8 protein-coding genes are annotated in these 12,607 nt (G+C 56.0%); 6 read left to right on the top strand and 2 right to left on the bottom strand.

Going from position 1 to position 12,607, the window contains the following annotated elements:
• Positions 1–510 precede the first annotated feature (510 nt).
• The 3 genes from fadB (at position 511) to topA (ending at position 6,824) form a co-directional block, all read left to right on the top strand.
• Complete coding sequence (gene fadB / locus FXO11_RS10715; protein WP_148862964.1) at positions 511–2,658, top strand: fatty acid oxidation complex subunit alpha FadB; 2,148 nt, start codon at positions 511–513, stop codon at positions 2,656–2,658.
• A gap of 33 nt (positions 2,659–2,691) precedes the next feature.
• Positions 2,692–3,867 (top strand): acetyl-CoA C-acyltransferase FadA, encoded by a 1,176-nt coding sequence (fadA, locus tag FXO11_RS10710; RefSeq protein ID WP_148862963.1) that lies wholly within the window; start codon positions 2,692–2,694, stop codon positions 3,865–3,867.
• 311 nt (positions 3,868–4,178) lie between these two features.
• Entirely contained in the window at positions 4,179–6,824 is a 2,646-nt protein-coding gene (topA, locus tag FXO11_RS10705) for a type I DNA topoisomerase (RefSeq protein WP_148862962.1), read from the top strand.
• A gap of 89 nt (positions 6,825–6,913) precedes the next feature.
• Here topA and FXO11_RS10700 read toward each other — a convergent pair whose 3' ends face one another.
• Positions 6,914–7,798 carry an NAD(P)-dependent oxidoreductase gene (locus FXO11_RS10700; RefSeq protein ID WP_148862961.1) on the bottom strand — a complete coding sequence of 295 codons (885 nt, stop codon included), beginning with the start codon at positions 7,796–7,798 and terminating at the stop codon, positions 6,914–6,916.
• Positions 7,799–7,971: 173 nt separating this feature from the next.
• Positions 7,972–9,246 (bottom strand): citrate synthase, encoded by a 1,275-nt coding sequence (gltA, locus tag FXO11_RS10695; RefSeq protein WP_148862960.1) that lies wholly within the window; start codon positions 9,244–9,246, stop codon positions 7,972–7,974.
• An 868-nt stretch (positions 9,247–10,114) separates the two neighbouring features.
• Between gltA and sdhC the strand changes: the two genes are divergently transcribed.
• The 3 genes from sdhC to sdhA are packed head-to-tail and all read left to right on the top strand — an operon-like array spanning position 10,115 to position 12,603.
• The gene (sdhC, locus tag FXO11_RS10690; RefSeq protein WP_148862959.1) at positions 10,115–10,489 is read left to right on the top strand and encodes a succinate dehydrogenase, cytochrome b556 subunit; all 375 of its coding nucleotides are present in this window, start codon (positions 10,115–10,117) and stop codon (positions 10,487–10,489) included.
• Entirely contained in the window at positions 10,483–10,827 is a 345-nt protein-coding gene (gene sdhD / locus FXO11_RS10685) for a succinate dehydrogenase, hydrophobic membrane anchor protein (protein ID WP_148862958.1), read from the top strand. Before sdhC ends, sdhD begins: the two co-directional genes overlap by 7 nt.
• A 3-nt stretch (positions 10,828–10,830) precedes the next feature.
• Complete coding sequence (sdhA, locus tag FXO11_RS10680) at positions 10,831–12,603, top strand: succinate dehydrogenase flavoprotein subunit (RefSeq protein ID WP_148862957.1); 1,773 nt, start codon at positions 10,831–10,833, stop codon at positions 12,601–12,603.
• Positions 12,604–12,607: the final 4 nt, after the last annotated feature.

The raw sequence follows: 12,607 nt of genomic DNA, 5'->3' as shown, positions 1-12,607 counted from the left end.
AGCGAAATCTCCGTACTAAATTGTCTGTTAGCTTTTGTTTTTATGGGGCGTGCAACACTCTTTGACACCGCCTTGCTTGTTTAGTGTCGTCGACTATTGTCGCTTGATTGGATGTGAGGCTAAATTAACTTTGCCCACCAATCAAGCGGTTTTGACAGGCTTTTACACGGCCTTTTGGTGCGCTAAGCGCAAAGCTTGGGCGGTATTAAGAAGCGTAGTTCATGTCATTAGCTAGAAGCCCTTCATAAGCTTTTGTTTGTAATAATTTATTGTTGTTTATTAAAGCGTATGGATGACGAGTGGGTAGGACTTGGCGCATCGATCAGTCGAGAGAAACAAATTGACAAACCCATGGTTTTTTTTCATCGTGTGCGGCACTCGATTCAAACGACTGTATGAATTTTGGATCGAATGATCGGGCAGTGACCGAAATCTCTCTGCATGAATGAGCCTTGGCTTTTGCCGGTAAGGGCGTTGGTGCAGTTCCAAACACAGACTGGAGATCAGTTGATGATTTACGAAGGTAAAGCCATCACGGTTAAAGAGATCGAAGGCGGGATCGCTCAGCTCAACTTCGACTTGCAGGGCGAGTCAGTCAATAAGTTCAATCGTTTGACGATTGAAGAGCTGGGGGCCGCCGCCGACAAGCTGAAAGCATCCAAGGACATCAAGGGCCTGGTTGTCACCAGCTCCAAGGATAGCTTTATTGTCGGTGCTGATATCACCGAGTTTACCGAACTGTTTGCCGGTTCAGAAGAAGACCTGGTGGCCAACAACCTCAAGGCCAACGAGGTATTCAACACGATTGAAGATCTGCCGTTCCCGACGGTCACCGCCATTAACGGCATGGCACTCGGCGGTGGTTTTGAGATGTGTCTGGCGACCGACTACCGGGTGATGGATAGCAAGGCGAAGGTTGGCTTGCCGGAAGTCAAACTGGGTATTTTCCCAGGCTTTGGCGGTACCGTGCGGCTGTCCCGCCTGATCGGTGTCGATTACGCCATCGAATGGATCTCCGGCGGTACTGAGAACCGGGCGGACAAGGCGCTCAAAGAAGGCGCCGTGGATGCGGTCCTGGAAGGGAGCAAGCTGATTGAGGCTGCTGTCGATCTGATCAAGCAGTGCAACGAAGGCAAGCTGGATTACAAAGCTCGTCGCGAAGAAAAGCAGGGCAAGATCAAGCTCAACGCCATGGAAAGCATGATGGCATTCGAGATCTCCAAGGCTTTCGTTGCCGGCAAGGCGGGCAAAAACTACCCCGCGCCTGTCGAAGCTATCAAGGTGATGCAGAAGCATGCCAGTCTGACGCGCGACAAGGCGCTTGAGGTTGAGGCCAAGGGCTTCGCCAAAATGGCCAAGACCAACGTCGCAGCGTGCTTGGTCGGCCTGTTCCTGAACGATCAGGAGCTGAAGAAAAAGGCCAAGCTGTGGGAGAAGGAAGCCAACGACGTGAAACTGACCGCCGTGTTGGGCGCCGGTATCATGGGCGGCGGTGTGGCGTATCAGTCTGCACTGAAAGGCACTCCGATCATCATGAAGGATATCAACCAGGACGGTATCGCCCTGGGCCTTAAGGAAGCCAAGAAGCTGCTGGCCAAGCGCGTCGACAAGGGCAAGATGAAGCCCGACCAGATGGCTGACGTTCTCAACAGCATTACTCCCACCCTGAACTACGGTGATTTCAAGAACGTAGACTTGGTTGTTGAAGCGGTGGTTGAAAACCCGAAGGTGAAAGATGCGGTTCTGCGTGAAACCGAAGAAATGGTTCGGGACGACGCGATTCTGACCTCCAACACCTCAACGATCTCCATCGATCTGCTGGCTAAAAACCTCAAGCGTCCCGAGAACTTCTGCGGCATGCACTTCTTCAACCCGGTACACATGATGCCGTTGGTTGAGGTCATCCGTGGTGAGAAGACGTCTGATCGTGCGATTGCGACTACTGTTGCTTACGCCAAGGCCATGGGCAAGACCCCAATCGTGGTCAACGATTGCCCGGGCTTCCTGGTCAACCGTGTTCTGTTCCCGTACTTCGGCGGCTTTATCGGTCTGGTGCGTGACGGCGCGGACTTCCAGCAAGTCGACAAGGTGATGGAAAAGTTTGGCTGGCCGATGGGTCCGGCTTATCTGCTGGACGTCGTTGGCATGGATACGGGTAAGCACGCTGGTGAAGTTATGGCTGACGGCTTCCCGGATCGTATGAAGCACGAAGGCACAACGGCGATCGACGTGATGTTCGACAACAACCGTTATGGCCAGAAGAACGACAAAGGCTTCTACAAGTACGAGCTGGACCGCAAGGGCAAGCAGAAGAAGGTCGTTGACGAAGAGGCCTACAAGCTTCTTGAGCCGGTGGTTCAGTCCAAGAACGACTTCAGTGAAGAAGATATCATCGCCCGTATGATGATCCCGCTTTGCCTGGAAACCGTTCGCTGCCTGGAAGACAACATCGTCGAATCCCCGGCCGATGCCGACATGGGCCTGATCTACGGTATCGGTTTCCCGCCGTTCCGTGGTGGCGCGCTGCGCTACATCGACGACATGGGTGTCGACACGTTCGTCGAACTGGCAGACAAGTATGCAGATCTGGGTCCGTTGTACCACCCGACCGAGAAACTGCGTGATATGGCCAAGAATGGCGAAAAGTTCTTTGGCTAACCCTGAACGAGATTTCCGAACGGAGAAAGATCTATGAGCCTTAATCCGAGAGACGTTGTCGTCGTCGATTGCGTGCGGACTCCGATGGGTCGTGCCAAGAACGGATGTTTCCGCAACGTGCGTGCGGAAAACCTGTCGGCTGCGCTGATCGAAGCTATTTTCGAGCGTAATCCGGAGCTGAACCCGAAAGAAGTTGAAGACGTGATCTGGGGCTGTGTTAACCAGACCCAGGAGCAGGGCTTCAACGTGGCGCGTCAGATTTCGCTGTTGACCCGCCTGCCGCACGAATCCGCGGCTCAGACCGTCAACCGCCTGTGTGGCTCCGCCATGTCGGCGATCCACACCGCGGCTCAGGCCATCATGACCAACAACGGCGATGTCTTCATGGTCGGCGGCGTTGAGCATATGGGCCACGTGCCGATGACTTCGGGCTTCGACCATAACCCGGCGGCGTCCAAGTATTCCGCCAAGGCCTCCAACATGATGGGCCTGACCGCGGAAATGCTGGCCAAGATGCACGGCATCACCCGTGAACAGCAGGACGAGTTCGGTGCCCGCTCTCACCGTCTGGCGCATGAAGCTACGCTCGAGGGTCGCTTCAAGAACGAAATCGTGCCCATTCAGGGACACGATGAGAACGGGTTCGTTAAGCTGATCGAGGCCGACGAAACTATTCGTCCTGAGACGACCGCCGAGTCCCTGGGTCAGCTGCGTCCTGCTTTCGATCCGAAAAACGGTACCGTGACTGCGGGCACGTCCTCACAGCTGACCGATGGTGCTTCAGCCATGGTGCTGATGTCTGCCGAACGGGCCGAAGCGTTGGGTCTGAAACCTATCGCGCGTATTCGCAGCATGGCCGTAGCCGGCTGTGATCCCGCGATTATGGGCTACGGTCCGGTCCCTGCCACCAAGAAGGCGCTCAAGCGTGCAGGCCTGAACATCGAGGATATCGATTTCTGGGAACTGAACGAAGCCTTCGCCGGCCAGTCGCTGCCGGTCCTCAAGGACCTCAAGCTGCTGAACGTCATGGACGAGAAAGTGAACCTGAACGGTGGGGCGATTGCCCTGGGGCACCCGCTGGGTTGCTCTGGAGCGCGCATTTCCACCACCCTGCTGCACGTGATGCAGGCCAAGGGCGGCACATTGGGTGTTTCCACCATGTGTATCGGCCTGGGTCAGGGCATCGCCACCGTCTGGGAGCGGGTGTGATCTCGCAAGCGTGACTGACGGAAGCCCGGCAATCGCCGGGCTTTTTTTTGCGAGTGGGTTCAGATTGATGGTTGACTATCGAAAGCTCGGCCCAAAGATGGGTTGTGCTGTTCATCTTGACCCTGTAAAACAGAGCACCTATAAAGCTGCGAGTGTAAATGCGCTAGCAGCCTGATTTTTAGCCAATAATGAGTTGCACTGAAGAGCTGTCGTGCTGACTGCTCAGGTTTTGACATCTGCTCAGTGTCTCTCTAAACCTGATTTTGAGGCTCCCTGCTTTGAAGGGAGCATGTGAGGAAACCAATTCCGCTATGGGTAAGAATCTCGTCATTGTCGAGTCACCGGCAAAAGCGAAAACCATCAACAAGTACCTGGGCCCCGACTATGTGGTGAAGTCCAGTGTCGGGCATATCCGCGATTTGCCAGTCAGCGGCAGTGGTACCCAATCTGATCCCAAGGACCGCGCCAAGCAGGCGGCCCAAACCCGGAAGATGGACCCCGAAGAGAAGGCCGAGTACAAGAAGCGCAAGGCCCGGGAACAACTTGTTGCCCGTATGGGGGTTGATCCCGATAGAGACTGGGATGCGCATTACCAGGTACTTCCGGGCAAGGAAAAGGTGGTTAACGAACTCAAGCGACTGGCTAAATCCGCTGACCACGTTTACCTCGCAACGGACTTGGACAGAGAAGGGGAGGCCATTGCCTGGCACTTGCAGGAAACCATCGGCGGCGACGCTGGCAAGTATCGCCGGGTGGTGTTTAACGAGATCACCAAGCGCGCCATCCAGGAGGCTTTCAAAGAGCCCGGCCAGCTTGACCGCGACCGGGTAAATGCCCAGCAGGCGCGGCGCTTCCTCGACCGGGTAGTCGGTTATATGGTTTCGCCGTTGCTCTGGAGCAAATTGGCGCGCGGGCTCTCCGCAGGCCGCGTACAGTCGGTTGCGGTACGTCTCATCGCCGAGCGAGAGCGGGAAATCCGCACGTTCGTGCCGGAAGAGTATTGGCAAGTACATGCCAATTTAGCACCCAAGGACGAGAAGTCTCCGGTGCGCTTTGAAGTGACTCGCGACGGTGACAAGGCGTTCCGGCCCACCAGTGAATCTGAAACCAAAGCGCATGTCGACAAGCTCAAGGCCTCCGAATTCCGGGTCGCCAAGCGCGAGGATAAGCCCACGCGTTCGCGTCCCAGTGCGCCGTTTATCACATCCACGCTGCAGCAAGCGGCCAGCAACCGGATGGGTTTCAGCGTCAAGAAAACCATGATGTTAGCCCAGCGTCTATACGAAGCCGGCTTCATCACCTACATGCGTACCGACTCCACCAACCTGAGCCAGGAAGCGGTGGCCAACGTGCGCGACTACGTCGACAACCAATTTGGCGGCAAGTATTTACCGGAGAACCCCCGCGTCTACGGTAGCAAAGAGGGTGCTCAGGAGGCTCACGAGGCGATTCGCCCGACCGACGTCAAGCGGCGGCCCACCGACATTAGTGGTTTGGAAAAGGACGCAGAAAGGCTTTACGACTTGATTTGGCGGCAGTTCATCGCCTGCCAAATGGCGGACGCCGAATTCACCAGTACCTCCATTGCCGTTGAAGCTGGAGGCTACGAGCTGCGTACCCGCGGGCGCATCATTCGTTTCGACGGTTTCCTTAAAGCGGCGCCCCAGTCCTCGAAAAAAGACGAAGACGTGGCGCTGCCGGACATCAAGGTCAACGAAAAACTCGATCTGGCCAAGCTGGACCCGACCCAGCATTTCACCAAACCGTCACCGCGCTACACGGAAGCGAGCCTGGTGAAGGAACTGGAAAAGCGAGGCATTGGCCGGCCGTCTACGTATGCGTCGATTATCTCGACCATTCAGGATCGGGGATACGTGCGTTTACAGAATCGCCGTTTCTACGCTGAGAAAATGGGTGACATCGTCACGGATCGACTGTCCGAATCCTTCTCGAATTTGATGGATTACGACTTCACGGCCCGCCTCGAGGAAGAGCTGGACGAAATTGCCGCCGGTGACATCGACTGGAAGCGGGTGTTGAATGGCTTCTATGAGCGCTTTAAACAGCAGCTCGATGCCGCAGGGTCCGACTCTGACCACGGTGGCATGCGCGGTAATACCCCGACGGAGACTGATATTCCCTGTCCCACGTGCGCCCGCCCGATGCAGATTCGCGTGGCCAGCACGGGGGTATTCCTTGGCTGTTCCGGTTACCAGCTGCCGCCTAAGGAGCGTTGCAAGACAACGATCAATCTGGTCTCCGGCGATGAAGTCGTCAGCGCCGAAGATGATGTGGAAGGTGAGGGCGAGAGCTGGCTGCTGCGTAAGAAGCGCCGTTGCCCCAAGTGTGGCACGGCGATGGACAGTTATCTGGTCGACGAGACGCGCAAGCTTCATGTCTGCGGCAATAACCCGGATTGTTCAGGTTACGAGGTGGAAGAAGGCTCCTTCCGTATAAAGGGCTACGACGGGCCGACGCTGGAGTGCGACAAGTGCGGTTCCGAGATGCAGCTCAAGACGGGGCGTTTCGGCAAATACTTCGGCTGCACCAACACGGAATGCAAAAACACCCGCAAACTACTGCGTAGCGGCGAGCCCGCTCCGCCTAAGATGGATCCGGTGCCGATGCCCGAGCTCAAGTGCGAGAAGGTGGATGACACTTACGTGCTGCGCGACGGGGCTTCCGGCCTGTTCTTGGCTGCCAGTAAATTCCCCAAGAATCGGGAGACCCGGGCGCCGTTGGTGAAAGAGATCAAGCCGCACCGGGAGGAGATTGATCCCAAGTACGGCTTCCTGATGGATGCGCCCGAGCAGGATCCCGAGGGCAACCCCGCGGTGATCCGCTATAGTCGCAAAACCAAAGAACAGTACGTTATGAGTGAGAAGGACGGTAAGGCCACAGGCTGGAGTGCCTTCTACACCGCCGGTAAGTGGCAGGTGAAAGACAAGAAAGCCTGACGGGGCTATCGAAAACACCGTTGAAGAAAAGGCCTCACGGGCGACCGTGGGGCCTTTTCTGTTTGGTATCACCCGCGTGCATAAGCGGCTTACTGCAGGTTGCCCAATTTTCGCAGCCGTGCCAACAGGCTGGACGTATCCCAGCGCTCGCCTCCCATCGCCTGTACATCGGCATAGAACTGATCCACCAATGCCGTTACCGGCAGCGTGATGCCTCGCTGCCGGGCTTCTGTCAGGCAGATATTCAGGTCTTTGCGCATCCAGTTGACCGCGAAACCATGGTCGTATTTGCCCGCTATCATGGTCGGGGACCGGTTTTCCATTTGCCAGGATTGGGCCGCGCCTTGGGAAATGACATCGATCACTAGTTTTTGGTCAAGACCGGACTGCTCCGCGAAGTACAGGCATTCCGATAGACCCTGAACCAACCCGGCAACAGCAATCTGGTTCACCATTTTGGTCAGTTGGCCCTTGCCCGGCTCACCCATGAGCGTCACCGCCTTGCCATAGGTATCGAGCAGGGGTCTTGCGCGGTCGAAAGCGTCCTGGGATGCGCCGCACATAATCGTCAGTTTGCCGTCTTCGGCCCCTTTCTGGCCGCCGGACACCGGCGCATCCATGAAGCCTTGACCTCGATCAAGTGCGGCCCGAGCGATTTCGACAGTGACCTCCGCCGATACTGTCGTGTGATCGATCAGGATGGCATTGGCAGGGGCGTTGTCGATAATGCCGGTGGCACTGAGGTAGACCTCTCTCAGGTCAGGATCGGCCCCGACGCAGGTCATCACGAAATCGGCGTCTGTCACGGCCTCGGCAATGGTGTCGCGCGCGTGGCCGCCATAATCCTGGACCCAATCCCGGGCTTTCGAAACTGTGCGATTGAAAACGGTTACTTTGTGGCCGGCCCGAGCCAAGTGGCCCGCCATCGGGTAGCCCATTACGCCAAGCCCGATAAACGTCACGTTCGCTGACATGGGTGGGTTTCCTCCAATTGCAGTTGGGTTTTAGGTTTGGGCCCCGGGATGAGCTTGCGGGTACCCAAGCACCGAGAACGGCACTTAAAAACGAACAGCCTTAAACGAACAGCCTCAAACAAAAAAGGGGCCGCACATCGTGCAGCCCCTTTCTGGCGAATCCAACAAGGCGCTTACTTTGTAGGATAGTCGCGCTTGCTGGCGCCGGTGTAAAGCTGGCGCGGACGTCCGATACGGTAGTTGCCGCTAACCATCTCGTTCCAGTGGGAGAACCAGCCAATGGTCCGGGACATGGCAAAGATGACGGTGAACATCGAGGTCGGGATGCCGATCGCCTTGAGAATGATGCCGGAGTAAAAGTCGACATTCGGATAGAGCTTACGCTCAACAAAATAGTCGTCTTCCAGAGCAATCTTCTCGAGACGCTGGGCGATGCGCAGCAGCGGATCGTTTTCCAGGCCAAGCTCGGACAGGACTTCGTGACAGGTTTCGCGCATCACTTTGGCGCGCGGGTCGAAGTTCTTGTATACCCGGTGACCGAAGCCCATAAGGCGGAATGGATCGTTCTTGTCTTTGGCTTTGGACACGAATTTTTCGATGTTGGCTTCGTCGCCAATCTCGGCCAGCATGTCCAGCACCGCCTCGTTCGCGCCCCCGTGCGCCGGTCCCCACAAAGCAGCAATGCCAGAGGCGATGCAGGCATAAGGGTTGGCGCCGGTAGAGCCGGCCAGCCGTACGGTAGAGGTCGATGCGTTTTGCTCGTGGTCAGCATGCAGGATAAAGACCTTGTCCATGGCCTTCGCCAGGACCGGATTGACCTCGTAATCCTCGCAGGGGTTGCCGAACATCATCTGGAGAAAGTTCTCGGCGTAATCCAGGTCGTTACGCGGGTAGATGAACGGCTGGCCATTGGCGTACTTATAACACCATGCGGCAATCGTTGGCATCTTGGCCACCAGGCGATGCGCGGTAATCTCGCGCTGCTCTTCGTTGGTGACGTCCATCTGGTCGTGGTAGAAAGCTGAAAGAGCGCCCACCACCCCGCACATGATGGCCATCGGATGCGCGTCACGGCGGAAGCCGTGGAAGAAGTTGCGCATCTGGTCGTGAATCATGGTGTGGTGTTTAACGGTGTCGCGGAAGCGTGCGTTTTCTTCTGGGGAGGGGAGTTCGCCGTGCAATAGCAGGTAACACACTTCCAGATAATCGGATTTATCGGCCAGCTGCTCGATCGGATAGCCGCGGTGAAGAAGAACACCGTTGGCGCCGTCAATGTAGGTGATCTTGGATTCGCAGGCTGCGGTCGATACGAAGCCCGGGTCGTAGGTAAAGACGCCTTCCTGGACGAGATTTCTGACGTCGATTACGTCTGGACCTTCAGTGCCGGCATATACGGGCAGCTCTAGTGACTTATCACCCACCGAAAGCGTCGCTTTCTTGTCGGTCATGGTGCTCTCCTATAATCAGCATTTCCAGCGTAAGAAAGGGCCCCCGGACGCCCGCACGCGTTGCTGCAGCAGGGCAAAGAAATCGCCTGCCGCCGGGTTGCTCTATCGAAAACGCATATTATTGCAATATCGCCCCGTCAGGTCACGGTCGGAATACCTATGGGGCAGGTAGTCCATGGCTGCGCGAGGCAGTCAGGCGTGTTTGCGTTATTATTCCGCAAAACCGGTGATTCGAGACTGTGCACACTCTATTTCGCTTGGCTTTGCATCATCGAAGTTCGGCTAAAAGTGCTTATTTATTATCTATAAGCTGGGTTTTTTCGCCGAATTTTGCGTCGCTTGGCCTAAGCTAATTGTCTGTTTACGCCGCCTCAATTCAAGTGTTTTTGCCCGGCGTTGGACCGACACACAGTTTTGAAGCGTGGCGGCAAAATATAGGGAGTTGGCTTTTTTTGTCAATGGATGAAGCTGGAATTCCAAGTTATGTATAGTGGTTCGAGTGGCGTTTTAGACTTTGGAGCTATGAATTCTTTTAGCTGGCGTCGACATTTTGAGGCGAAACATAGGGATTAGACCTTGGTCTAAAATTCGCTGTTAGGTTCCTAATTATTAACCGAGACTATGACGCCGATTGGCGCTAACTGCCGGCTCGACGTAGGATTTCGGTCGATTGCCGGTTTGTAATTCACGGGGGCACTCCTTATAATCCGTAGCCCGGAATCGAGGGCTCATCAAGCCGGAACGCCAACGACGGCGTTTCGCCAGTGATGTGTCCTTCCTCCATGTTCGGATCTAAGAAGAACGTCAACTACACCAACCATCCGCCCGGCAACGCTTTTCGGCTGGGCAAAAAGAGTGTGAGAGAGCTGTGAATAGCAAACGACCAGTAAATCTCGATCTCAGCAAGTTTCATTTCCCATTGCCGGCGATCACCTCGATCCTGCACCGTATCAGCGGAATCATTATCTTTGCGGGTATTGCTTTCCTTCTCTACGGCCTGCAGTTGTCTCTTTCAGGAGAGAGTGGCTTCAATGCGGTAAGCAACCTGCTGGACAGCTTCCTGGCGAAGCTAATTGTCTGGGGCATCCTAGCGGCCCTTATTTTTCACTTGGTGGCAGGTATTAAGCATCTGCTGATGGACATGGGCTACGGCGAAGAGCTGCATACAGGCCGACTGGCGGCCAAGGCTACCATCGTCATTTCAGTTATTTTGATCGTTCTCGCGGGGGTTTGGGTATGGTAAGAAGCGTAACCAACCTTGGGCGTAGTGGGGTCTTCGACTGGTTGATACAGCGTGTCACGGCTTATGTGCTTGCTCTCTACACGCTATTCCTGTTGGGGTTTCTTCTCTTTACTGATGTTGACTACGCCAGCTGGGCGGGTCTGTTCAACCAATCCTGGTTCCGAATTTTCAGTCTGATGGCGCTCCTGTCCATCGGCGCTCATGCATGGGTCGGGCTCTGGACTGTAACAACGGATTACATCAAGGCTACGGCGCCGCGTTTTCTGGTGCAGGCGTTCTGTGGTGTGGTGATGTTCGTTTATACCGTTTGGGGTGTACAGATTCTCTGGGGGCTTTAATCCATGTCTAATATCAAGACCATTTCCTACGACGCAATCGTCATCGGCGGTGGTGGCGCTGGCATGCGCGCTGCGCTTCAGTTGACGGAGTCCGGCGTTAACACGGCCTGTATCACGAAGGTATTCCCGACCCGTTCACACACCGTATCCGCCCAGGGCGGTATAACCTGTGCGATTGCGAGTGCCGATCCCGATGACGACTGGCGCTGGCATATGTACGACACCGTCAAGGGTTCCGATTATATCGGTGATCAGGACGCTATCGAGTATATGTGCTCGGTGGGGCCTCAGGCGGTGTTTGAATTGGAGCACATGGGGCTTCCGTTCTCCCGTACCGAGCAAGGCCGCATCTATCAGCGACCGTTCGGTGGCCAGTCCAAGGATTACGGTAAAGGTGGTCAGGCTGCCCGCACCTGTGCTGCAGCCGACCGTACCGGTCACGCGTTGCTGCATACCCTCTACCAGGCCAACCTCAAAGGCGGTACGACCTTCCTGAATGAATGGTACGCCATCGATCTGGTTAAAAACGGTCAGAATCAGGTAGTCGGCGTCATCGCTATCGAGATTGAAACCGGCGAAGTGGCCTATATCAAGTCGAAGGCTACCGTTCTGGCGACAGGCGGTGCGGGTCGCATTTATGCTTCCACAACCAACGCCCTTATCAATACCGGCGATGGTATCGGGATGGCGTTGCGCGCCGGCTACCCCGTCCAGGACATGGAGATGTGGCAGTTCCACCCGACCGGTATTCATGGTGCCGGCACGCTGGTGACTGAAGGCTGTCGGGGCGAGGGCGGCTATCTGATTAACGCCGAGGGCGAGCGCTTTATGGAGCGTTATGCACCCAATGCCAAAGACCTTGCTGGCCGTGACGTTGTCGCGCGCTCAATGGTTATCGAGATCCTGGAGGGCCGCGGTTGTGGTCCGGACAAGGATCACGTGCTGCTGAAGCTGGATCACTTGGGTGAAGAAACGTTGAACCTGCGCCTGCCGGGTATCTGTGAGCTGTCGCGAACGTTCGCTCACGTCGATCCGGTCAAAGAGCCGGTTCCTGTTGTGCCGACCTGCCACTACATGATGGGCGGCATTCCGACGAACGTCGGTGGGCAGGCCATCACCCAGGATGAGAATGGCAAAGATGTGTTCATCGAAGGGCTATTTGCCTGTGGTGAAGCGGCTTGCGTCTCGGTCCACGGCGCCAATCGCCTGGGTGGCAACTCGCTGTTGGATCTGGTGGTTTTCGGTCGTGCGGCTGGCCTGCACATCGAGAAGCTGCTGCGGGAAGGCGAGGAGGCCATGGAGGCTTCCGAAGAAGATATCAAGCGCGCCATGGCGCGTATCGATCGCCTGAACGCTGCGACCGAGGGCGAGAGTGTTGCTGAGGTCCGTAAGGACCTGCAAAACTGCATGCAGCTGTACTTCGGCGTATTCCGGGACGGCGAAAGCATGGAAAAAGGGCTTGGGAAGCTGGATGAGCTTGGCGAGCGTGTTCGCAAGACCAAGCTTGAAGATCGCAGCAATGCGTTCAATACAGCGCGTATCGAAGCCCTGGAGCTGGACAACCTTTATGAGGTCGCCTACGCCACTGCGGTTTCAGCCATTGAGCGCAAAGAGAGTCGTGGAGCGCATGCGCGCAACGACTTTACCGAGCGTGACGATGAGAATTGGCTGAAGCACTCTATTTACTTCCCGTTGGAGAAGCGGGTGGGTAAGCGCGATGTTAACTTCGCGCCGAAGACGGTGGACACGTTCGAACCGAAGATTCGGACCTACTAGGGGG

This window comes from Marinobacter fonticola (assembly GCF_008122265.1).
GTDB lineage: Bacteria > Pseudomonadota > Gammaproteobacteria > Pseudomonadales > Oleiphilaceae > Marinobacter_A > Marinobacter_A fonticola.
This window is presented reverse-complemented; position numbering and strand designations above follow the sequence as displayed.

What these genes read in the sequence shown, in the direction of transcription:
- fadA (WP_148862963.1), top strand. Translation starts at nt 2,692, where the DNA reads ATGAGCCTTAATCCGAGAGACGTTGTCGTCGTCGATTGCGTGCGGACT.
- topA (WP_148862962.1), top strand. Translation starts at nt 4,179, where the DNA reads ATGGGTAAGAATCTCGTCATTGTCGAGTCACCGGCAAAAGCGAAAACC.
- FXO11_RS10700 (WP_148862961.1), bottom strand. Translation starts at nt 7,798, where the DNA reads ATGTCAGCGAACGTGACGTTTATCGGGCTTGGCGTAATGGGCTACCCG.
- fadB (WP_148862964.1), top strand. Translation starts at nt 511, where the DNA reads ATGATTTACGAAGGTAAAGCCATCACGGTTAAAGAGATCGAAGGCGGG.
- sdhD (WP_148862958.1), top strand. Translation starts at nt 10,483, where the DNA reads ATGGTAAGAAGCGTAACCAACCTTGGGCGTAGTGGGGTCTTCGACTGG.
- sdhA (WP_148862957.1), top strand. Translation starts at nt 10,831, where the DNA reads ATGTCTAATATCAAGACCATTTCCTACGACGCAATCGTCATCGGCGGT.
- gltA (WP_148862960.1), bottom strand. Translation starts at nt 9,246, where the DNA reads ATGACCGACAAGAAAGCGACGCTTTCGGTGGGTGATAAGTCACTAGAG.